Here is a 21,044-nt window from a genome sequence, read left to right as displayed (position 1 = left end):
GCCAATCAATGATTTACCGAAAAGTTCATTGATTTCGCAGGCCTTTGTTTATTTAGATAAGCCCAGAAGTACCCGCTAGTCATTATTTCCATGTAGAAGAGTAATGTCTGAAATTGTGTAAACGTAGTATATATTAGTCCGTTATTTTAGAAAGATGGTTAGCCTCGATACTAATTTTTTAATATTTAGTGTTTTATTTCTGGGTGGCGACGCTTTTCAATAATACCGTTACAATTTTCCTATATTGTTAAACGGCGATTTGGGTATGGCTGATTCACCAGTGGCAGTAAGTTGCAGTAATTGCTCTGTCAGGCGTCTCTGTTTGCCTGCGGGCCTGTCTCTGGCAGAGATTGATCGCCTCGAACAGGTCACTGGAAAAAAGAAGGTCATTAAGGCCGGAGAACCTCTGTACCGGGCAGGCGATTCATTTCAAAATCTCTACGCGATTCGCTCTGGCAGTTTTAAAAATGTAGTAATTGCCGCAGATGGTGATACCCAGATAACACATTTTGCCCTGCCGGGAGAATTACTTGGCCTCGATGCTTATAGTACCCGTGTTCACTCTAGCTATGCCGAGGCGTTAGAAGACAGCAGTGTCTGTCTCCTGCCTTTTGCTCAACTGGAAGTACTGGCGCAACAGGTTCCGGCCCTGCAGCAACAGATTTACAGCATTTTTTCCGAAGAGTTGCGCAAGGAGAATGAAATTTTAATGCTGCTTGGCAAGCGTTCTGCAGATACTCGCCTTGCCGCATTGCTTATGAATATTTCCAGTCGCTATGCCTGTCGAGGTTATTCCCCCAATGAATTTATCCTTTCAATGTCGCGTACAGATATTGCCAATTACCTAGGATTAACTGCAGAAACGGTGAGTCGTCTGTTTACTCGTTTTCAAAAGCAGGGGGTTATCCAAGTAAATGGCAGGGTAGTGCAGATTCAAAATTTACTGGGGCTTAGTGAAATAGCGGGAACCCACTGTGGTTATGAGGGCGAGGTTTAGAAGTCTTTGAAGTGGCGAAAATTTTCTGGAAAGGATAAGGGTTTGAGCATTAAAAAATAAAAAAGGGGGCGAAAACGCCCCCGGAATCCACTACTTATCAGGAGTGTGTGGAGAAAGCTAATTCCTTTTCTGGACCTTTTTTCTCTACTTCTTCCGGTGCTTGTGATAGCCAGTCCATGGCCTCGTGCTGCTTCTCAAAGTAACGCACTTCGCCACTTACAAACCATCCTCCAACTTTGGTGGCCAGCTGTTGCCAGCCTTCATCCCCAAGTACAGCAATGCGGCAGAATTCATTGCCATGTTTAAGGGTTAGCTTGAATTCATCCCAAATCGCGTGCAGACCCCAGCCCTCAAAATCCCGCAAGTCAATCAGCATTTGTACCTGTGGTTTTTTAACGCCCTCAAGAGCATACTCTAGCAAAGGCGTTATATATTCGTAGTCCTCATGGGTCAACTGCCCAACAGCTTTGATATACAGGAAGAAATCATCATCAATTCTCTCCATGCCAATGGAGATTCCGTGACGCTTGATTTTCATGTCTCCTCCTTTTTATAGTTTGTGGAATGACCCGGTCATCTTAAGCAAATACTTGTGAGGGTGTTTCTGGTTGAGTCAGATATTCGCGTAAAGATTCATATACATTTCTGGTGTTTTTATCGAAAAAGGGATCTTTTAACTGCTTTACCTGCTTGTATATTTGTTTCCAGTCTTCTACCTGTAAATATTGCTCTATTTGAGGAAAAATCGCAGAATTTTCCAGCTCAATATGATTCCGCTGTAACTGCAAATAGCTATTACTAGCTCCTTGTAACACTCTCCTCTCAACCATGGCGTCATTGGCTACGGCATAGAAAAGTGCACACATATGCTTGGTGGTTGCAGCAATTTTTTCGTGCTGCATCTGCGCTTCATAAATAGCACTTCGGTCATGCACAGGTTTGGTCAACAAGCGAGCAAGAATCAAGTCTTCTACCGGATGATGATATTTATCTGGGTAAACAGAAAAATAATCCAGTGCGTCAAGAATCAGAGAGAGGGTGTTAGGGTCTCGCTCATGAGTTCCAAAAAGGTCCTGTAGCAAGCGCTCAAAGGCATTGAGCATTTGCTGCATATTTTTATGGTCTAAACAGAGTTGTCGGTAGATGTTGTTCATCCCAGACCCCCGCGATCAGTTTCGAAGCTTATTGTTGCCAGCAGACTCAAGAGAGGAATTGATGTGGATCAAGTAGCGAAAAAAAAAGTGGTACAACCTGAGGATTTTGACGCAGTAAAGAAATTAAAGGGCACCATTTTTAAAAATTATCTAAAACCAGTTATCGAGTTAGAGTCATACAAAGGCTGTGAGATAACGAAATTGGGCTCAAGCCATGTTAATTGCCACGCAGGGTTTGAGTATTAATTCCTCATTTTTATTTTGGAGGCTGAGTGCTGTGGTGCACTCTAATTACGGGGGGCAACGGTTAAATCAATAGGAGGATAGGCCATACATTATTATTGGTGTCCTACCGGTCCACACAAGCTGATGACGGTGGGTATAAGTCACTGGTGTGAGAATGAGGCAGTGACTGGTGATCCTAGTATGGTTTTGATGTTGGCTTAGCTTAAGGGCCAGCAGTGACAAGGTATTTGAGTAAAGCAAGCTTTTAAAGAGGTGGCTTATGAGTCCGGCCCCTGAATTGCTCATTTCTAAGGCAATCAATAGTCGAAAACACGGCTAACTGGCCGGGTTTTGGTTTTCGCGCAATCCCTGTGACCTTGGTGTACAATGCGCGCCTTTCTAAAATGCTCAGGATTCTTTGAGTAGTCAGTGGGGCCTGTTGGCGCCTGAGGCCAAGTTGCAAGGCCTGAGCACAGTGGTACCGAGTTACACCAGTCTCTACTCAGCCCGCATTACCGAGGGAACACCATGTTTGATTCATCTGTCACGCTCGCTTCTTACGATCCCGAAATCTGGGAAGCTATCCGCGAAGAGGATTCTCGCCAGGAAGACCACATTGAGCTGATCGCCTCCGAGAACTACACCAGCCCACAAGTCATGGAAGCCCAGGGCAGCAGCCTCACGAATAAGTACGCAGAAGGTTATCCGGGCAAACGCTACTACGGTGGCTGTGAGTATGTGGATAAAGTGGAAACCCTGGCGATTGAGCGCGCCAAGGCGCTGTTTGGTGCGGATTACGCCAATGTACAACCGCACTCTGGCTCCCAGGCCAACTCGGCGGTATATCAAGCCCTGTGCACCCCCGGCGACACCGTGCTAGGTATGAGCCTGGCTCACGGCGGCCACCTGACCCACGGTGCCCGCGTCAACTTCTCTGGCAAAATCTACAATGCGGTGCAGTACGGCCTGAACCCGGAAACCGGTGAGGTGGATTACGAGGAAGTGGAACGTCTGGCTCAGGAGCACAAGCCCAAGATGATCGTGGCCGGTTTTTCCGCCTACAGCCGCGTCATGGATTGGGCGCGTTTTCGCGAAATCGCCGACAAAGTGGGTGCCTACCTGTTTGTAGATATGGCCCACGTAGCCGGTCTGGTTGCCGCTGGTGAATACCCATCGCCGATTCCCCACGCCGATGTGGTGACCTCCACCACTCACAAGACCCTGCGCGGACCGCGCGGTGGCATTATCCTGGCCCGTGCCAACGAAGAGATCGAGAAAAAACTGAACTCCGCGGTATTCCCCGGTGGTCAGGGTGGCCCGCTGATGCATGTTATCGCGGCCAAGGCGGTTTCCTTTAAGGAGGCCATGAGCCCAGAATACAAGGATTATCAGAAGAAGGTGGTAGAGAATGCCCGCGCTATGGCGGAGACTTTCCTCGACCGCGGTATCAATATCGTTTCTGGCGGCACCGATGACCACCTGATGCTGGTGGACCTGATCGGTAAGGAATACACCGGTAAAGATGCCGATGAGGCCCTGGGCAATGCCAATATCACGGTGAATAAAAATGCGGTGCCTAATGACCCGCGTTCTCCCTTCATTACCAGTGGACTGCGTGTCGGTACTCCGGCGATTACCACGCGCGGTTTCGGCGTGAAGGAAACCCAGCAGCTGACCCATTGGATCTGCGATATCCTGGACGCACTGGAAGGCGGCGATGTTGAAGCCACCATCGCCGATGTGAAGCAAAAAGTTCTGGAGATCTGTGCACAGTACCCTGTGTACAAGAAAGCCTAATTTAGCTTTGCTGGAAAAAGCGGCTCGGTGAGCCGCTTTTTTTATGGCTGTATCACAGTGTGCTGCACCGCAGCGGTGCGTGGTGCAGTCACAGGGGGCAACGGCTGTGATAAACTGCGGCCCATTTTCCATTCCCCTGGGGACGATCCCACATGCACTGTCCTTTCTGCAGCGCAGAAGAAACCAAAGTAGTCGATTCCCGCCTGGTGGCGGAGGGCGATCAGGTGCGCCGCCGGCGCGAGTGCCTCGAATGCCATGAACGTTTCACCACCTTTGAAAGCGCAGAGCTGCTGTTGCCCAGGGTGATCAAACAAAATGGCCAGCGCGAGCCCTTCAATGAAGACAAATTGCGCGCGGGCATCCAGCGCGCGGTAGAGAAGCGCCCGGTCAGTATCGAGCGGGTGGAATCCGCAGTCTCCCAAATCAAGCATGCACTGCGCGCAACGGGTGAGCGCGAGTTGCCCGCAAGGGCCATTGGCGAGCTGGTTATGGAGCAGCTGCGCGAGCTGGATGAGGTCGCTTATGTGCGCTTTGCCTCGGTGTATCGACGCTTTGAAGATGTCAGCGACTTCAGTGAAGAAATTGAGCGCCTGACCAGTAAGGAAAACCAAACGCAATGAGTCAAATGGCTGTAGAGAGTGCCCAGGCACTGATGGGCCGCGCTATTCAGCTGGCGGAGCGCGGTCTCTATACCACTATGCCGAACCCCCGGGTCGGCTGTGTGATCACCGATGCTAATGGCAAAGTAATTGCCGAGGGCTGGCATAAGCGTGCTGGAGAACCCCACGCTGAAATAGAAGCCCTGCGCGATGCAGGCGAGCGGGCCCGCGGCGCCATCGTCTATGTGACCCTTGAACCCTGTAGCCACAGTGGCCGCACAGGTCCCTGTGCCGAGGCACTGGTACAGGCCGGTGTCGCCCGCGTGGTATACGGTATGGAAGACCCGAATCCCAGGGTTGCCGGAAGCGGTTTACAGAAACTACGCGATGCGGGCATTGAGGTAGAGGGGCCAGTGCTGGAAGAGCGCTGCCGCGCGCTCAACCCGGGTTTTATCAAGCGTATGACTTTGGGGTTACCCCTGGTGCGCAGCAAATCTGCGATGAGCCTAGACGGCCGCACCGCCATGGCCAGCGGTGAATCCAAATGGGTTTCGGGCCCGGCTGCGCGCGCCGATGTGCAGCGCCTGCGTGCGCGCAGCTGTGCAGTGGTAACTGGCGTAGAGACTGTGCGATTCGACAACCCGAATCTCAATGTGCGCGCCGATGAGATGGCGCTGGAGCTGCTCGAAGCGGAACAGGCTGCAGAAGTTCAGCCCCTGCGCGTTATTGTCGACAGCCAGCTGCGTACGCCGGCAAAGGCCTTTATTTTGCAGGGGGACGCCCCCACACTGGTGTGCACTACTGAGCGCGCCGATCCAGAGCGTCGTCAGCGACTGGAAAACGCCGGTGCCGAAGTTGTTGTTTTGCCTCAGGACAAGGACGGTCGGGTAGACCTGCTTGCCCTGCTCAAAGAGTTGGCCCGACGCGAATGCAATGAAGTACTGATAGAAAGCGGTGCGATCCTTTCCGGTGAGTTTCTCTACCGGGGGCACGTAGACGAATTGATTGTCTATCTGGCGCCCAAGCTGCTCGGCAGCACGGCGCGGCCGCTGTTTGAATTGCCCATCGAGCGTATGGGCTCGGTGCTGCCGATCACGATTACCGATATGCGCGCGGTCGGCCACGACTGGCGCATCACCGCAACCACGGATATCGAGCGCTGATGTTTACTGGAATTATTGAGGCGGTCGGCGAGATTGCCGATCTGCAGCCGCGTGGTGGGGATCTGCGCGTGCGTGTTAGGAGCGGCAAGCTGGACCTCGCCGATGTGCAGCTTGGTGATAGTATCGCCACCAGCGGCGTCTGTCTGACCGTAGTGGAGTTGCCCGGTGATGGCTACTGGGCGGATGTTTCCGCGGAGACGCTGGATGTCACCAGTGTCAGCAGCTGGAAGCGCGGGGATAGGGTCAACCTGGAGAAGGCATTGACCCCACAGACCCGCCTTGGCGGCCATATTGTCAGCGGCCATGTGGACGGTATCGGCGAGGTGGTGTGGCGTAAATCCGAGGCCCGTGCCGAGCGTTTTCGCCTACGCGCACCGGATAATCTGGCTCGTTATATTGCCCACAAGGGCTCGATTACTGTCGACGGTACCAGTCTTACCGTGAACGCGGTGGACGGCGCTGAGTTTGAACTCACCATTGTGCCGCATACCCTGCAGGAAACGATTATGCAGGGCTACGCGGTTGGCACCCGGGTCAATCTTGAGGTGGACTTGATCGCACGCTACCTGGAGCGCCTGCTTCTCGGCGAGGAGGCGGCCAAATCCAGCGACGGTGGTATGACACTCGAATTTCTCGCCCAGAACGGGTTTTACAAGCGCTAGCTGGCTTTATCCCGGCATGCCGCGCCAGTGAGGGCGGGTGAGTGTAACTGCAGGGAAAGCCGCTCAATTTGCAATTGATTAATTTATCCAGAGTTAGCAATGGAATTAAATACGGTTGAAGAACTGATCGACGATATCCGCCAGGGCAAAATGGTGATCCTGATGGACGATGAGGATCGCGAAAACGAGGGTGACCTGGTGATGGCGGCGGAGCAGGTGCGCGCCGAAGACATCAACTTTATGGCTACCCATGCCCGCGGCCTGATCTGTATGCCCATGTCCAAGGAGCGCTGTGAGCAGCTGGACCTGCCGCTGATGTCGCGGGATAACGGTGCCCAGTTCAGCACCAACTTCACCGTCTCTATCGAAGCTGCCGAAGGGGTGACCACCGGTATTTCCGCTGCGGACCGTGCACGTACCGTGCGCGCCGCCGTCAATAGAAATGCCAAACCCAGCGATATCGTTCAGCCCGGACATATTTTCCCGATTATGGCCCAGCCCGGTGGCGTACTGAGCCGTGCCGGTCATACCGAGGCCGGCTGTGATCTTTCCCGCCTTGCGGGTTTCGAGGCGGCGGCGGTAATCGTGGAAATCATGAATGACGATGGCACCATGGCACGCCGCCCGGATCTGGAGAAGTTTGCCAAGGAGCACAATCTTAAGATCGGCACTATTGCCGACTTGATTACTTACCGCGCGCTCAACGAGAAAACCGTGGAGTGTGTGAACGAGCGCAAAGTGCGCACCGAGTTTGGCGAGTTCAAGCTGCGCACCTATCTTGACAAGGCCCGTCGCGAGCGCCACTTCGCCTTTATCAAAGGTGAGCCCACGCCGGAGGAGCCGACCCTGGTGCGCGTACATGTGGGTAACACCCTGCGCGATGTACTCACAATTCAGCGCGGTGATGAAAAATTTGTCCCCTGGACTTTCCGCCGCGCCATGCAGCGCATCGAGAAAGAGGGCAAAGGTGTGGTGGTATTGATCTGCCATAACGAGACCACCGAGGAAATCGAGGAGAGTATCGATTGGCTGATCAGCGGCAAGCAGCAGCGCCCCAGCCAGGACCTGGTGTACAAGCAGGTGGGTACTGGTTCGCAGATACTGCGTGATCTCAAGGTGCGCAAGATGCGCCTGATGAGTGCGCCGTTTAAGTTCAGCGCTATTTCCGGTTTTGAACTGGAAGTGGAAGAGTACTTGAACGTCGAAGAGTAATAACAGAATGTTTCCCGGCGCATTTGAAATGGCACGGGTATGGAAAGAAATACGGATTGGACATTATGAGCAACATTCAAGTGATTGAAGGGGATTTTGTCGGCAGTACAGGTAAGTACGCGCTGCTGGTGAGCCGTTGGAACAGCTTTGTGGTTGAGAGCCTCAAAGACGGCGCCCTCGATACCTTGCGCCGCAAGGGCATCAAGGATGAGGATATCACCATCTATTACGCCCCCGGTGCCTTCGAATTCCCGCTGGCCGCGCAAAAGCTGGCGGAAACCAAAAAATTTGATGCGATTATTGCACTGGGCGCGGTGATTCGTGGCGGCACTCCGCACTTCGAATATGTCGCTGGTGAGTGCACCAAAGGTCTGGCTCAGGTATCCCTGAATACCGGTATTCCGGTGACCTTTGGTGTGTTGACTGTGGACTCCATTGAGCAAGCTATCGAGCGCTCCGGCACCAAGGCTGGCAACAAAGGTTGTGAAGCCGCCGAAACCGCCCTGGAAATGGTTTCCCTACTCGGCAAAATCTAATTGCCACAGCGCCGGCCAGTTGCGTCGGCGCTGTCCATTCTGAGAAGTATCTACCGGAAAAGACAATGACCGTAACTGCATCTGCCCGCCGCAAGGCGCGCCACTACGCCATGCAGGCGCTCTACCAATGGCAAATGGCCGGCGCCAGCCTCAATGCGATTGAAGCCGAGTTCCATACCGACAACGATATGAGCAAAGCCGACGTGGAATATTTCCGCGATATCTTCCACGGGGTAGCCAAAAACCTCGACGAAGTGGAAGGCGCTTACTCCTCCCATCTGGATCGCAAAGTGGAAGATCTGGACCCGGTGTCCCGCGCCCTGCTGCGCATGGCCACTTATGAACTGAAAAACCGCATCGATGTGCCCTACAAAGTAGTGATTAACGAAGCAGTGGCACTGGCGAAAAAATTCGGCCCCACCGACGCTTTCAAGTTCATCAACGGCATCCTGGATAAGACTGCTGCAGACCTGCGCGCTGCGGAAGTGGCTGCAGACAAGAAGTCCTGAAGTCACGCTTATGGGAACTGCGCCGGGCGAATTTGAAATTATCCGCGATTTTTTCGCCAGTGCTCCTGTGGGCGAAGGGGTTGCTCTGGGTATAGGTGACGACTGCGCTCTCCTGCAGGCACCCGCCTCGGGGCAGCTGGCCACCTCTATGGATACCCTGGTGGCAGGCCGCCACTTCCCCGCTGATGCGGACCCTGCTGCTATTGCCGCGCGTGCACTCAGGGTTAATCTCAGTGACCTGGCGGCAATGAATGCGCGCCCGCTCTGGTTTACTCTGGCCCTGACCCTACCTGACAGTGATGCAGTTTGGTTGCGCAAATTTGCCGATGGCCTGCTGCAGACCGCGGCACAGTTTGGTGTTTCTTTGGTGGGGGGCGATACCACTGCGGGCCCTTTGTCGATCACCATTCAGGTGATCGGACACACGGAATCGCCACTGCGCCGAGATCTTGCCGGCCCCGGTGATCACGTTTATGTCAGCGGTCCTCTAGGTGCTGCTGCCGCCGCTCTGCCGGTGGTGCTGGGAGAGCAGCGGGTGAATGCCGATGTGCAGTTGCAGTGTGAACGCGCCTTCTATTATCCCGAACCCCAATTCCCTGTGGCTGCGGCGATTGCCGAGTTGGCCAGTGCGGCTCTGGATATTTCCGATGGTCTGCTCGCGGACCTGGGACATATTTGTGAGTCCAGCGGTGTCAGCGCTGATATTCATCTGGAGCGATTGGCCGTTTCTCCCTTGGCGCAAACTCTTGCCGCAGAGAAAGCAATGGCTCTGGCTACAGGCGGTGGCGATGATTACCAACTCTGTTTTACCGTTCCCCAGCAGCGGGTTGCAGATTTGGACCAACTGGGCCTGAAAGTAACTGCTATCGGCACCCTCATTGAGGGCAGTACCGGGGTGCGCTGCTGGCATAATGGCAACCCTTGGTCGCCAGCGGTCACTGGCTATCAGCATTTTTAAATGGTATTGGCCCGGAAGTGCCGGTGGTGGCTTTGGAAATAAGACAATGAGAATACATAACCCCAGTTTTTCCGAGCTTTTGCGCGATCCTACTCTGTTGCTGGCTTTTGGTTTTGGTTCGGGGCTGGCACCCAAGGCACCGGGTACTTTTGGCACTCTGGTTGCCATACCTTTTTGGTGGCTGATGAAAGATCTCCCCCCATCTTGGTACCTGGGAATCCTAGTGGTGACGGGTTTAGTGGGGTGTTATTTATGTGGCGCTGCGGCAAAGAAGCTCGGTGTACATGACCATGGGGGCATCGTTTGGGATGAGATGGTGGGCTACTGGCTCACTATGTTTATGGCCCCGGCTGGATGGATTTGGGCACTTTACGGTTTCGTACTTTTTCGCCTGTTCGATATCGCCAAGCCACCGCCCATCGGTTGGGCAGATCGGCGGGTACAGGGTGGCGTCGGAATTATGCTCGACGATATACTGGCCGCCGTTTATGCGGCTTTAATATTGCAAATAACCGTGTTTTTTGTAGGGGCTTAGCGGATAGGGATTATCGATGCACAAGGCATTTTGGCTTCTGCTGGGGTTACTGGTTTCCAGTACAGCCTGGGCACAACAGGTACAGCTGAAGGGTTTGTTTGGCGATAGCGCCATGCTGGAAATCGATGGCCGCCAACGCATTCTTAAGGCAGGCCAACAATCACCGGAAGGGGTTGGCCTGATTGAATCGACGACCAGTTACGCGCGTGTTCGCGTGAATGGACGCGAACAGAAGCTCACCCTGGATGCGCCCATCGCCGCAAGCTATGCCCAGGCTGAGCGCGCCGAGGTGCGCTTGATGGGAGATAGTCGTGGCCATTTCAATACCGATGCCTGGATTAATGGGATGCGGGTTCCGGTGATGGTGGATACTGGAGCGACTACTCTGGCAATCAATTACCCCACCGCCCAGCGTCTGCGTTTAAATCTTAATGGTGCCAAGCGCATACCGGTGTCGACCGCCAGTGGTATCACCAGTGCTTATTTGATCAATCTCAGCAGTGTCACTATCGGTGGCATTAAATTGCACAATGTAGAAGCTACCGTGCACACTGATAACTTTCCCCAAGTGGTGCTTCTGGGAAACAGTTTTCTCGGCCGGTTAGATATGGAACAGCAGAGGGGTGTGCTGATACTGCGCGCCCGCAACTGACGTGAAGAGGTATTAAGTTGACCATTCGTTATGTGGAATCCTCAAAGCTGCCCACTTCCTGGGGTATGTTTGAAATGCACGGCTTCGAGGAAGTGGAGACCGGCAAGGAGCATGTGGTGCTCACCATGGGGGACTTCGATACCAGCGAGCCCCTACTGGCCCGCATTCACTCGGAATGCCTGACCGGTGATGCCCTGTTTTCCCTGCGTTGCGATTGTGGTGCCCAGTTGCAACATGCCATGCACCGCATTGCCATGGAAGGACGTGGAGCTATTTTCTACCTGCGCCAGGAGGGGCGTGGCATAGGCCTGTTAAACAAGATCCGTGCTTACCATTTGCAGGATTGCGGTGCGGATACCGTGGAGGCCAATGAGCAGCTCGGCTTTGGCGCCGATATGCGGGATTATTCAATTCTGAAAGCGATGATCGACCACCTGGGTATTCATGCCATTCGCTTGATGACCAATAACCCGCGCAAAGTAAAAGCGTTGGAGGACTTGGGTATTAATGTGACTGAGCGCCTGCCGCACCAGTCCGGGCGCAATCCCCACAATGCCAAGTATTTGTCCACCAAGAAAGGCAAGCTTGGCCATTTGATTGAAAATGAGGATGAGGAAGGGAAAGAAGAAAAATAACTTTTAACCTCCTTCAGGCACCCCCACAAAAAAAGGCCGGATAATCCCGGCCTTTTTTTGTGGAAATTAATTAAAGCCGAGCTCGAGTATTTGAAGTTCGGCTTTGAATAATTCAGAAGCTCCAAAAATATTGGGCTTCTAATCTTTAAAGACCTTGCCACCTTTCATCACAAAGTCCACGTCTAAGAGTTCCTCAATATTATCCAGTGGCGAGCCATTGGTGGCGATAATATCGGCGTACTTACCGGACTCAATGGTGCCCAGTGAATCGCTCATATCGATCAGGTCGGCGGCGTTAACGGTAGCGGACTGCAGGATGGCCATATTGTCCATACCGGCTTCACTCATCAGGACCGCCTCGCGTGCATTGATGCCGTGCTTGGATACACCTGAGTCGGTACCGAAGGCAATTTTTACTCCGGCATCGACCGCTTTACGGAAATTGCCGCGCATGTCTGTGCCAACACGAATGGCTTTTTCCTTCTGAGCTTCAGATAAGACATCGGTATTTTTTGCCAGCTGTACCACGGTATCGCCGGCGAGAAGTGTCGGAACCAGGTAAGCGCCGGTTTCTTTAAATAGCTTATGGGCGCGGGGACCTGCGTAGGTGCCGTGCTCAATACTGTCTACACCGGCCTCCAGTGCGGCGATAATGCCTTCTTCCTGGTGCGCATGACTGGCTACTTTGCGACCCATGCGCTGGGCTGCCAGGACCACCTCTTTTAGCTCATCGATTTCCATCTGCTGGCCGGTACCTGTAGCGCGATCGGTAAGTACGCCACCGGTAGAGGTGATCTTGATAAAGTCAGCGCCGTATTTGATCGTATGACGGGTCGCGCGGCGGCAATCATAGGGGCCGTCGCATACCGTTCTGGTTTTATCGTCATGCAGTGCCATTAACTCGGGGCTGACTCCACTGATATCTGCGTGCCCTCCGGTAATACCCACTCCGCCGGCTGCGATAATACGTGGGCCATCTACCCAGCCATTATTGATAGCATCGCGCATCGCATACATTTCTTCACCGCTATTACCCGCATCGCGTACAGTGGTAAAACCTGATTTCAGAATACGCATGCCAAACATTTGCGAGCGCATTTGGGTCAATGGCATGGACATCTTTAGGGCTTCGGAATCGTTTTTGGGGCCCAACTCAGTTTGCAGGTGAACGTGCATATCCATTAAGCCCGGCATTACGAAGCTGTCCTTAAGATCAATGACTTCGGCATCATCTCTGTTCACATAACCAGGGCGGATGGAAGTAATCCTGCCATCCTCGATTATTACGCTTTGCTCTTTTAAAGGTTTTTTACCGGGAACAGTGAGCAGTGTGCCTGCGTGGATAATGGTTTCTGCCAGTACTGAGGAAGAGAAAAGAGTCGCTGCGATACTGCTGAGAAGGAAACGCTTCATGATTTGTACACCTATTTATTATTTAGGCACACGCTAAATCAATCTGCGGAATATGACAATTGCGAGCTGATTACTTGGTGAGAGCCGGGAAATAGTTTCTAAAAAATGAAAAAAAGGCCGGAAAATCCGGCCTTTTAAAATTTATAAAGAATTAATATCTACGGCGTGGTTGCACAAATACTGCGGTAGTTCGGCCGGGTAGAGTAAAGGTGCCGCTGCTCCTATCAAATTTTACTTTGTGCAGGCGTGAGTCTACTGATCGGCGCTGACGTGGGTGCTTGAACAGGTACTCACCAATAAGGTTTTCGCTGGTAAATTCCAATGATTCGTCATCGCCATTAAACAGCACCACAATACGTTCAAAGCGGCGATCGATGCTGCCACTGGAATCTGATAACTCCATCACAATCAGCCCAGGAATCTGGTCGGGTCCGGTGTTGAGGAAATTGAGGTGTGCCTCTACGGACTCTGCATCAGACAAGCGGAACAGGGGAGAGCTGTTGCGAATCGCCAGCTGCTCGCGGAATAGAGCGGAGCTCCACAAGCGGTGCCGGCGCTCGGGAGCCAATTCCGGGTTTGCCAGTAAAGGTTGCATCAGGGACCAGTTATCTTCGTTTTTATCTGCAATAGGTAAACCCGCACCCCAATTATCGGTGGCGAGGCTGAAGTCCAGTGCATTAAACCAGTCACCGGAGTTGTAACTGTCCCGATCCATCGACTTTGAGCGCAGGAAATCCTGGCCTGCGTGGATAAACGGCACTCCCTGGGCGAACAGAACCAGGGAATTACTGAATGCCTGGATACGCACTCGTTCAGCCAAGTCGGCGCTGTCGCTGGCTTTGATCTGTACTCCGTCGAACAACGTCTCGTTGTCGTGGGCGGCAATATAATTAATGGATTCCTGCGGGTCGGCGGTATAGCCGGTGGGTTGGCCGTTATAGACCAGCTCGCTGCCGGTAATGATATTGCCGTTGGCATCTTCAAAAGGATAATCCGCCAGGTTGCCGGCGAGGGAAACGCGGACTTTATCTGCCAGGGTTAGCAGTGTGGCACGCTCATCTTCTCCCTCAAACTTGCCGTTGCTGTCGGTGAACAGACCGGTACCAAAGCCCTGCTCCTCAAAGCCTCCGAAGGGGTTGCCGCCACGCACGGAATCGCGCAGGCGATCGTTAAAAGTGCCGATACCGCTGCCCGCCATATTGCCCTGGCGGGCCTGTACAAAGCGAGCATCGTCAGCCACCTCGCCAAAATTCCAGCCTTCACCGTACAAATAGATAGCGTTGCCATCGACACCATCGGCTGCCGGGGTCAGTGATTGCAGTGCCGCTTGCGCCTTGAGGATATTGTCGAGGCTGTGGTGTCCCATCAGATCGAAACGGAAGCTGTCCACCTTATAGGACCGGGCCCAGTTGACCAGGGAATCGATCATCAGCTTTTCCATCATGGCGTGCTCACTGGCGGTATTTGCGCAGCAGCTGCTCATCTCCACTCCGCCCTCCAGATTACGGCGGTGGTAATAGCCGGGGACGATTTTATCGAGTACGGATTTGTCGTATTGGCCATAGGAGCTGGTGTGGTTGTAAACCACGTCCATCACCAGTCGCAGGCCGGAGTGGGATAGCCCTTGCACCATTTGACGGAATTCGCGAATGCGCGCAGGTCCATCGGGAGCGCTGCTATAGCTGCCTTCGGGGACCGTGTAGTGCAATGGATCGTAGCCCCAGTTAAAGCCATCGGTATCGCGAACAGAATCTACCTGGGCCTGCTGCTCGCTGCTGTCCGATGCGTAGTCTGAGAGGTCCGGGGTTTGCTGCTGCTGCGTGCGATCCTCATTGACTGTGGCAAAGTCAAAGGCCGGCAGCAGGTGGATATGGGTGAGGCCGGCGCGGGCCAGTTTATTGAGGTGGCGCATGCCGTCGCTGTGCTTGCGGGTGAAAGCCTTGAAGGTGCCGCGCTCTGCTTCGGGGACAGTTTGATCCGCAATACTGAAATCGCGTACGTGCAGCTCGTAGACACTGATATCTTCCGGCTGGGTTAACTTGGGCTTGCGCAGGCGGTCCCAACCGTGTGGCTTCAGGTCCCGGTCATCCAGGTTGACGATCTGGCTTTTGCCGCTATTGATGGAGAGGCTCAGGGAGTAGGGGTCGGTGACCAGGTTGGTTTCAATCTGGCGGCTGAAGTAGGAATACACCTCGACCTCGTAGAGGTAAAAGCTGCGGTCCCACTGCTTATCGACATTGGCACTCCAAACCCCGGTAGATTCATCGCGCAGCATGGATACCACGTGATCGGCGCTATCGCTGCTGGGGTCTGTAAACAGGTGCAGCTTTACTGCCCTTGCAGTGGGTGCCCAAAGATCGAGCTGGATTCTCTCCTCGCCGACACGGGCACCGAGTTCACCGTCGTAGTAAAAGCGATCATCGAGCGCACCGGCCATCTGCACACCAGTCGCATCCAGTAACGTGTCCTCCGCATCGTAAGCAGCGAGGGCGAGTTGCTGGGTGACCAGATCACTGATGGAAGCCTGCCCCGGCAATTGCCAGGCACTGAAACTGGCCAGGTGCGGGAATTTTTGTTGGGTGCTGTCGGGCAGGGTGACGAGAGGGGTGAGATCGATGGTGCCATCGGAACGGATATCACCGTCCTCCAGTTTTAGCTCGGCGCTGTTGCTGTAGTGCAATTTAACCTTGGTGCCTTCCAGCACCTGGATATCCCAGGCAAAGCTGCTGGTATCCACCCAGTGCGCTTTATCGCTGCTCAGGTCACCCTTGGCGAAGCCATCACTGCTGACGGTGACTTCTTTACTATTCGAGTCAAAAGCAAAGTAGATTTCGTCGTAATCGGCGGCCACGGTAAAGCTGACGTTGGCTCCATTGTTGCCGTAGCTCTCCTCCCAGCCTTCGTGCAGGGCTACCTTGAATTCATAGGAACCGGCAGGCAGCGCAGAGGTGATGAAGGTGTGGGTGCCATCTCCATCGGCATCCTGCATCCAGCTGCGCAGGCAACCGGGTTGCCAGTCTCCCGGGCACCCCAGCAGGGATTGGAAGTTGCCGGCTACAGTGGCGACCACGCTATTGTGGTTGTCGGTGATCCAGTGACTCTCGTGGTCGTAGATAAATTTAACTTCGCGGGCCTCATCCAGGCTAAGGGAAATATTACCGCCGTCCCGCTGGCCGCCCCAGCCATAATTCTCATCCCAGCTGTTGTTGAGAGCGGCCTTGTACTCCCAGTTGCCGGCGGGTATCCAAAAGCTGCCCTGCCATTTGTCGTCTTCGCTGTCATGGCTGAGCAGGGTGGCGACACAACCTGGTTGCCAGTCGCCATCGCAGCCCAGTTGGCTTTGTAGGTTGCCGGGAATATTGACCTCTGTGGGGTCTGGTGTGTCAGATGCCCATACCGGTATTTGGATGGAGCAGAAGACTGCCCCCAGAATCAGCCCGGCCTTTGTGCCGGGCCCTGTAAATTTTGTTGTTGGCATAGCGCTTCCCATTTTTTGTTGTACTTGTTGCGGTTCTCTCAGTTGGTATTGAATCGCAGTCACGCATTGACGGCCTCCCACCCCGAGGAGGTGGAGGTCTGGGGGAGGTGGTTGGGGGTGTCATAAAACCTTTATAAATTCGTCACTTGGTGGAAACACCCGCAGGAGAAGATGCTTCCCGAGTAAACGTGATGGCGAAAGAAAAAGCCGGATCTATACTCAACTGATCGGGTTATAGTGAGTCGAGAAAGGTGATGCACTCGCTGTAATCGGATTCGAAGGCCGGCTTTTGCCGGCTTTGCTTTTTGTGGCGGGGCAATTACTGAGAGGCTTCCCGGGATTATCCTTGCTCCTACCCCCTGGTAGTGCTAATTTGCCCATAACCCGCCAGGTACTATGGCGGAATCCAGAACTCAATAACTGCGGAGGATGATTGATGATTGTTGCAACCCTCCGTCGGGTCCAGTAGCAGCCTCCAGCTGCCCACGCCCGGCGATAGATTCCTAGACGTCGGGCTTTCCCTGAGAAAGCTCTGTTGGCCGCGTATCTGCGGTCGCTTGGTGCTTTGTTGCGCCCAGAGGGTTTCAATTTTGAGTAAATCTCACTTTACCCGCCGGTCTGTTAATAGATTCGGCACTAAATCCCCATCTATCAAAATTGAGCGGGAAGCTTCTCCGCTACAAAAACTTGGTTGGAAGTCTTTTTTCCAACAGCAGCTGACACTCGACGAACTCGAACAGTGTTTGCCGCTGCGGGTTATGGCTGTACACCGCAGTCGCCTGGAATTGGCCGGCGAGAAGGGGGCTGTGTCCCTTCCCCTAACCGGGAGTCTTGTGGCTAATTTGCCGACGGTGGGGGATTGGTTGTTGTTAGAGAAGAGCAGTGGATATTTTATGCGTTTGTTGAGCCGTAGCAGCCAGTTTGAGCGCATGGCACCTGGGGGGCATCAGGTGCAGATGATCGCCGCCAATGTCGATAGTGTTTTTATTGTTTCGTCCCTGAATGATGACTTTAACCTCTCACGCATTGAGCGCTATTTGGCTCTGGCGCGGGAGTCCGGTTGCCGCCCACACTTGATACTGACTAAGGCCGACCTGTGTGAAGATACTGCCCCTTTTCTTCAGGCTTTGCGCCCATTCGGTGAATTACCTGTTGCAATGGTAAATAGCCTGGATCGAGAAAGCGTGGCACAGCTGCGCCAGTGGTGCTTACCTGGGGAAACTATCGCGCTGTTAGGTTCTTCTGGAGTGGGTAAATCCACTTTGCTAAATGCGCTGTCTGGCGAATCCCTGGCTGAGACTGGGACCATTCGCGAAGCCGATAGTAAAGGGCGTCACACTACACGGAAACGCTCTCTTCACTCCCTGAGTTGGGGAGCGCTGTTACTCGATAGCCCTGGAATGCGGGAGCTAGGATTGGTGCATGTTGAAGATGGCGTGGCGGAGACTTTTTCTGATATCGAGGCCTTGTCCAGAGAGTGTCGCTTTTCTGACTGCCAGCACCAGTCAGAGCCAGGCTGTGCGGTACAAGAGGCAATAACGGGCGATTCGCTGGATGATCGGCGCTTGCGCAATTGGCAAAAACTGCAACAGGAACTAAGCCGTAACGGTCAAACTCTCGCGCAGAAACGGGCAGGGGAGAGAGCGCTATCCCAGATGTATCGATCTGTGCAAAACCAGGCGCGTAAACGTAAGTATCACGGAGAGGATTGAAAAAATGACTGCCTCTTTTTTTACACCTCTATTTTTTTAAGCGCTATTTAACCAGGCTTTGAAGGGCAGCATTCGCTGCCCTTCAAAGCCTTTATACAAGCTAACGAGCCAGTTTTAATGTGACAACCCCGACGATAATTAGCAGTACTCCGAGATATCGTCCGAGACTGGCTGTCTCACCAAAGAAAATGACTCCCATCAGAAAGGCACCGGCCGCGCCGATACTGGTCCAGACGGCATAGGAGATGCCAATGGGAATCTCTCGCTGGGCCAACCACAATAAAAACCCACTGAGGCCAATAAATACGACCGCCATTACAACACCCAGCAGGCGAGTCGATGTCTCTTGGGATATTTTTAGCCCCAGCACCCAGCCTATTTCACAAAGACCAGCCATTAACAGATAGAACCAGGCCATGCTTTTCCTCTTTAAAGGGTAATTTTTAAAAAATCTTATTTCGACCTCCTCTTGGAGGTTAGGTCGGAGAATAGCTATCTGCCACTTTGCCTAGAAGTTAGGAAAAATAGATTGACTAATTTGTAGATGACGCTTTTTTATAGCGTGTTTTTACTTCGGTATAGCTTTTGACAGGGAGCTTGATAGCTTAATGCGGAAGGAGACTTTGAGAGAAGTAGGGGGAGAGTGGGAAAACCCTGCCCAGGTCCTGTATGGTGGACTGATACTGAAGGAAAAATAAGCTGGAAGCATGTTAATAAAAACCAAGAGCCTGGTGCTAATACTTTTGTCGGTCAGTCAGGTGGCTTTGTCGGATTCGGCGAAAATAGAGTCGGTCGTTGTCACAGCTAGTCGTGTTGAGAAACCGTTTCAGGATTATCCAGAAAGTTTCTCCATGGTTGATCGTTTCGAGTTAAAGCTGATTAAGCACAATCATATCCAGCAAAGTTTAGTGCGAGTTCCTGGGGCCAATGTGGCAAGGGGTAACGGCCAGGAATATTTACCCGCATTGCGTTCGCCAGTACTGTCTGGGGCTGGAGCCTGTGGCAGTGTGCTGACAATGGAGGATGGCATCCCTCTGCGAGCACATGGATTCTGCAATATAAATGAGTTGTTTGAATCCCATAGTGAAATGGCTCAGAGAATTGAAGTTATTCGCGGCCCAGCCAGCACCCTGCATGGTTCCAATGCTATGCATGGTGTCATGAATATTCTGAGTCCGGAAATTGAAGAAAATACCAAGGCCTTTTCTGGCATTTTAGGCTTTGAAGGTGGTCCTCACGATTACTATCGAGCCAGTATTTCGGCAGAATCTAACCTTTCTAACAAAGGCAGAGTACGAGCAGATCTTTCCCTGACATCTGATAGTGGTTATCGGAACCACTCTGGTTACGATCAACAAAAGCTCAGCCTTTTACACTCTGTCACTACAGGGAAGACACAAATCCGTTCTCGTCTGGCAGTCACGAATTTAAATCAGGAAACAGCGGGTTATATCGAAGGATACAATGCCTATCGGGATGATCAGCGGGACAGGGAAAACCCGAATCCAGAAGCATTCCGCGATGCCTCCGCGGTACGGCTTTACTCCATTCTCGATATTGATTTGGGCTTGGGAAAAAAGCTGTCACTGGCCCCTTATCTTAGAAAAACAGATATGCGTTTTCTGCAGCATTATTTGCCAGGGCAGGCGTTGGAAGAAAATGGCCAGGAGAGTATCGGCTTGCGGAGTAGCTATCTTTTTAGCTGGGAAGGCAACTTGGAAGTAGTAATGGGGCTAGATACAGAATTTACTCAAGGCTACTTACGAGAACGCCAAAAGGATCCAACTGAGGGATCAGATTTTTTGCGGGAGACTATCCCTGTAGGTAAGCACTATGACTATCAAGTAAATGCTTACAGCGTTGCTCCTTTTACTTTGGCTACCTGGAATGTTACCGATACTTTAAAGCTTTACAGCGGTGTACGTTTTGAGTCGGTACAGTATGACTACAACAATAAAATGCTTTCTGGCCGTACGGCCGAGGATGGTCTCCCTTGTGGCTTTGGTGGCTGTAGGTTTAGCCGGCCAGAGGACCGCAAAGACAGTTTCCAGAACTGGTCACCCAAACTAGGAGCTACTTACGATTTCACATCAGACCTGCAATTATTTGTCAATATGACTCAAGGATATCGGGTTCCCCAGGCAACAGAACTTTACCGTTTACAGCGAGAACAAACTGTTGCCGAATTGAAGTCCGAGCAAATCAGCAGTATTGAATTGGGGGTACGAGCTATTAAGGAAAACCTTTCTTATGAGCTCGTCGCTTATGGAATGCGCAAGCGCAATGTGATTTTTCGGGATACGGAGTACTTTAACCAATCTAATGGGAAAACCTCACATCGCGGTGTAGAGATGGCTCTTGGCTATAAATTTGCCCAGGACTGGCGACTGGAGGCTTCTTCCAGTTATGCGGAGCACCGTTATCGAGATGAGCGAGAGCTGCAGGGAGTATTACTGGATGGCAATCTTGTGGATTCAGCTCCCAGGGCTTTCGGTAGCTATCGCCTGCAGTGGCAACCTCGGCAAGGTATAAACGCTGAACTGGAGTGGTTGTATCAGGGGCGCTATTACACCGACCCCCAAAATCAGCATGAATATTCTGGGCACAACTTATTGAACCTGCGAGCCCGGTGGGAATTCGATCGTTGGGCTCTCTCAGCAAGGATGTTAAATCTAACCAATAGGGCTTACGCAGAGCGAGCGGACTATAGCAGCTTTGCTGGGGACAGGTATTTTCCTGGGGAGCCACGCGCAATCTATTTATCTGTATCTTCAGAGTGGTGATTTGATTAGAGGGTTTTTAGCGGA

20 protein-coding genes are annotated in these 21,044 nt (G+C 52.7%); 15 read left to right on the top strand and 5 right to left on the bottom strand.

Features of this window, described 5'->3' with window-relative positions:
• Nucleotides 1-265 precede the first annotated feature (265 nt).
• Nucleotides 266-997, top strand: a complete 732-nt coding sequence (gene fnr / locus ACJJIO_RS06820; protein WP_444910543.1) for a fumarate/nitrate reduction transcriptional regulator Fnr — start codon at nucleotides 266-268, stop codon at nucleotides 995-997.
• A 97-nt stretch (nucleotides 998-1,094) separates the two neighbouring features.
• Here the strand turns inward: fnr and ACJJIO_RS06815 are convergent, their stop codons facing one another.
• Together ACJJIO_RS06815 and ACJJIO_RS06810 are read right to left on the bottom strand one after the other, a co-directional pair.
• Nucleotides 1,095-1,535: a SpoIIAA family protein gene (locus ACJJIO_RS06815; protein WP_444910542.1), complete on the bottom strand. Its 441-nt coding sequence runs from the start codon at nucleotides 1,533-1,535 to the stop codon at nucleotides 1,095-1,097.
• Nucleotides 1,536-1,575: 40 nt separating this feature from the next.
• Complete coding sequence (locus ACJJIO_RS06810; RefSeq protein ID WP_444887222.1) at nucleotides 1,576-2,151, bottom strand: hemerythrin domain-containing protein; 576 nt, start codon at nucleotides 2,149-2,151, stop codon at nucleotides 1,576-1,578.
• A 63-nt stretch (nucleotides 2,152-2,214) separates the two neighbouring features.
• Between ACJJIO_RS06810 and ACJJIO_RS06805 the strand changes: the two genes are divergently transcribed.
• The 12 genes from ACJJIO_RS06805 to ribA all read left to right on the top strand — a co-directional run bounded on the left by ACJJIO_RS06805 (nucleotide 2,215) and on the right by ribA (nucleotide 11,634).
• A complete protein-coding gene (locus ACJJIO_RS06805) occupies nucleotides 2,215-2,397 on the top strand; it encodes a hypothetical protein (RefSeq protein ID WP_444910541.1) in 183 nt (60 codons plus the stop codon).
• Nucleotides 2,398-2,904: 507 nt separating this feature from the next.
• Nucleotides 2,905-4,173: a serine hydroxymethyltransferase gene (gene glyA, locus ACJJIO_RS06800; protein WP_444910540.1), complete on the top strand. Its 1,269-nt coding sequence runs from the start codon at nucleotides 2,905-2,907 to the stop codon at nucleotides 4,171-4,173.
• A gap of 152 nt (nucleotides 4,174-4,325) precedes the next feature.
• Entirely contained in the window at nucleotides 4,326-4,793 is a 468-nt protein-coding gene (gene nrdR / locus ACJJIO_RS06795; RefSeq protein ID WP_252083353.1) for a transcriptional regulator NrdR, read from the top strand.
• Complete coding sequence (ribD, locus tag ACJJIO_RS06790) at nucleotides 4,790-5,935, top strand: bifunctional diaminohydroxyphosphoribosylaminopyrimidine deaminase/5-amino-6-(5-phosphoribosylamino)uracil reductase RibD (RefSeq protein WP_444887221.1); 1,146 nt, start codon at nucleotides 4,790-4,792, stop codon at nucleotides 5,933-5,935. Before nrdR ends, ribD begins: the two co-directional genes overlap by 4 nt.
• A complete protein-coding gene (locus ACJJIO_RS06785) occupies nucleotides 5,935-6,597 on the top strand; it encodes a riboflavin synthase (protein ID WP_444910539.1) in 663 nt (220 codons plus the stop codon). The genes ribD and ACJJIO_RS06785 overlap by 1 nt, the downstream gene beginning before the upstream one ends.
• Before the next feature lie 99 nt (nucleotides 6,598-6,696).
• On the top strand, nucleotides 6,697-7,809 hold the full coding sequence (ribBA, locus tag ACJJIO_RS06780; protein ID WP_252083351.1) for a bifunctional 3,4-dihydroxy-2-butanone-4-phosphate synthase/GTP cyclohydrolase II: 1,113 nt from the start codon (nucleotides 6,697-6,699) through the stop codon (nucleotides 7,807-7,809).
• Nucleotides 7,810-7,874: 65 nt separating this feature from the next.
• A complete protein-coding gene (gene ribH, locus ACJJIO_RS06775; protein WP_152454910.1) occupies nucleotides 7,875-8,345 on the top strand; it encodes a 6,7-dimethyl-8-ribityllumazine synthase in 471 nt (156 codons plus the stop codon).
• Between the two features lie 65 nt (nucleotides 8,346-8,410).
• Entirely contained in the window at nucleotides 8,411-8,854 is a 444-nt protein-coding gene (gene nusB / locus ACJJIO_RS06770; protein WP_152454909.1) for a transcription antitermination factor NusB, read from the top strand.
• 10 nt (nucleotides 8,855-8,864) lie between these two features.
• Nucleotides 8,865-9,812, top strand: coding sequence for a thiamine-phosphate kinase (gene thiL / locus ACJJIO_RS06765; RefSeq protein ID WP_444910538.1), 948 nt, complete (start codon nucleotides 8,865-8,867; stop codon nucleotides 9,810-9,812).
• A 46-nt stretch (nucleotides 9,813-9,858) separates the two neighbouring features.
• Entirely contained in the window at nucleotides 9,859-10,347 is a 489-nt protein-coding gene (locus ACJJIO_RS06760; RefSeq protein WP_444882791.1) for a phosphatidylglycerophosphatase A family protein, read from the top strand.
• 16 nt (nucleotides 10,348-10,363) lie between these two features.
• Nucleotides 10,364-10,999 (top strand): retropepsin-like aspartic protease family protein, encoded by a 636-nt coding sequence (locus ACJJIO_RS06755; protein ID WP_444887219.1) that lies wholly within the window; start codon nucleotides 10,364-10,366, stop codon nucleotides 10,997-10,999.
• A gap of 17 nt (nucleotides 11,000-11,016) precedes the next feature.
• Entirely contained in the window at nucleotides 11,017-11,634 is a 618-nt protein-coding gene (gene ribA / locus ACJJIO_RS06750) for a GTP cyclohydrolase II (protein WP_444910537.1), read from the top strand.
• Between the two features lie 138 nt (nucleotides 11,635-11,772).
• Here ribA and ACJJIO_RS06745 read toward each other — a convergent pair whose 3' ends face one another.
• Nucleotides 11,773-13,047: an amidohydrolase family protein gene (locus ACJJIO_RS06745; RefSeq protein WP_444910536.1), complete on the bottom strand. Its 1,275-nt coding sequence runs from the start codon at nucleotides 13,045-13,047 to the stop codon at nucleotides 11,773-11,775.
• Nucleotides 13,048-13,198: 151 nt separating this feature from the next.
• Nucleotides 13,199-16,525 (bottom strand): pullulanase-type alpha-1,6-glucosidase, encoded by a 3,327-nt coding sequence (gene pulA, locus ACJJIO_RS06740; protein ID WP_444910535.1) that lies wholly within the window; start codon nucleotides 16,523-16,525, stop codon nucleotides 13,199-13,201.
• 590 nt (nucleotides 16,526-17,115) lie between these two features.
• Between pulA and rsgA the strand changes: the two genes are divergently transcribed.
• A complete protein-coding gene (gene rsgA / locus ACJJIO_RS06735) occupies nucleotides 17,116-18,237 on the top strand; it encodes a ribosome small subunit-dependent GTPase A (RefSeq protein WP_444910534.1) in 1,122 nt (373 codons plus the stop codon).
• Nucleotides 18,238-18,337: 100 nt separating this feature from the next.
• Here the strand turns inward: rsgA and ACJJIO_RS06730 are convergent, their stop codons facing one another.
• Nucleotides 18,338-18,655 (bottom strand): DMT family transporter, encoded by a 318-nt coding sequence (locus ACJJIO_RS06730; RefSeq protein WP_252083343.1) that lies wholly within the window; start codon nucleotides 18,653-18,655, stop codon nucleotides 18,338-18,340.
• Nucleotides 18,656-18,944: 289 nt separating this feature from the next.
• On the opposite strand from ACJJIO_RS06730, the gene ACJJIO_RS06725 reads away from it, so the two are divergent.
• Nucleotides 18,945-21,020 carry a TonB-dependent receptor gene (locus ACJJIO_RS06725; protein ID WP_444910533.1) on the top strand — a complete coding sequence of 692 codons (2,076 nt, stop codon included), beginning with the start codon at nucleotides 18,945-18,947 and terminating at the stop codon, nucleotides 21,018-21,020.
• The last annotated feature ends 24 nt before the right edge of the window (nucleotides 21,021-21,044 follow it).

The sequence above is a fragment of the Microbulbifer mixtoriginis (SeqCode) genome (assembly GCF_052467235.1).
Note: the sequence above shows the minus strand (reverse complement) of the source record. Positions and strands in the feature narration are given on the sequence as shown.

What these genes read in the sequence shown, in the direction of transcription:
- fnr (WP_444910543.1), top strand. Translation starts at nt 266, where the DNA reads ATGGCTGATTCACCAGTGGCAGTAAGTTGCAGTAATTGCTCTGTCAGG.
- ACJJIO_RS06815 (WP_444910542.1), bottom strand. Translation starts at nt 1,535, where the DNA reads ATGAAAATCAAGCGTCACGGAATCTCCATTGGCATGGAGAGAATTGAT.
- ACJJIO_RS06810 (WP_444887222.1), bottom strand. Translation starts at nt 2,151, where the DNA reads ATGAACAACATCTACCGACAACTCTGTTTAGACCATAAAAATATGCAG.
- glyA (WP_444910540.1), top strand. Translation starts at nt 2,905, where the DNA reads ATGTTTGATTCATCTGTCACGCTCGCTTCTTACGATCCCGAAATCTGG.
- nrdR (WP_252083353.1), top strand. Translation starts at nt 4,326, where the DNA reads ATGCACTGTCCTTTCTGCAGCGCAGAAGAAACCAAAGTAGTCGATTCC.
- ribD (WP_444887221.1), top strand. Translation starts at nt 4,790, where the DNA reads ATGAGTCAAATGGCTGTAGAGAGTGCCCAGGCACTGATGGGCCGCGCT.
- ACJJIO_RS06785 (WP_444910539.1), top strand. Translation starts at nt 5,935, where the DNA reads ATGTTTACTGGAATTATTGAGGCGGTCGGCGAGATTGCCGATCTGCAG.
- ribBA (WP_252083351.1), top strand. Translation starts at nt 6,697, where the DNA reads ATGGAATTAAATACGGTTGAAGAACTGATCGACGATATCCGCCAGGGC.
- ribH (WP_152454910.1), top strand. Translation starts at nt 7,875, where the DNA reads ATGAGCAACATTCAAGTGATTGAAGGGGATTTTGTCGGCAGTACAGGT.
- nusB (WP_152454909.1), top strand. Translation starts at nt 8,411, where the DNA reads ATGACCGTAACTGCATCTGCCCGCCGCAAGGCGCGCCACTACGCCATG.
- thiL (WP_444910538.1), top strand. Translation starts at nt 8,865, where the DNA reads ATGGGAACTGCGCCGGGCGAATTTGAAATTATCCGCGATTTTTTCGCC.
- ACJJIO_RS06760 (WP_444882791.1), top strand. Translation starts at nt 9,859, where the DNA reads ATGAGAATACATAACCCCAGTTTTTCCGAGCTTTTGCGCGATCCTACT.
- ACJJIO_RS06755 (WP_444887219.1), top strand. Translation starts at nt 10,364, where the DNA reads ATGCACAAGGCATTTTGGCTTCTGCTGGGGTTACTGGTTTCCAGTACA.
- ACJJIO_RS06745 (WP_444910536.1), bottom strand. Translation starts at nt 13,047, where the DNA reads ATGAAGCGTTTCCTTCTCAGCAGTATCGCAGCGACTCTTTTCTCTTCC.
- pulA (WP_444910535.1), bottom strand. Translation starts at nt 16,525, where the DNA reads ATGCCAACAACAAAATTTACAGGGCCCGGCACAAAGGCCGGGCTGATT.
- ACJJIO_RS06730 (WP_252083343.1), bottom strand. Translation starts at nt 18,655, where the DNA reads ATGGCCTGGTTCTATCTGTTAATGGCTGGTCTTTGTGAAATAGGCTGG.
- ACJJIO_RS06725 (WP_444910533.1), top strand. Translation starts at nt 18,945, where the DNA reads ATGTTAATAAAAACCAAGAGCCTGGTGCTAATACTTTTGTCGGTCAGT.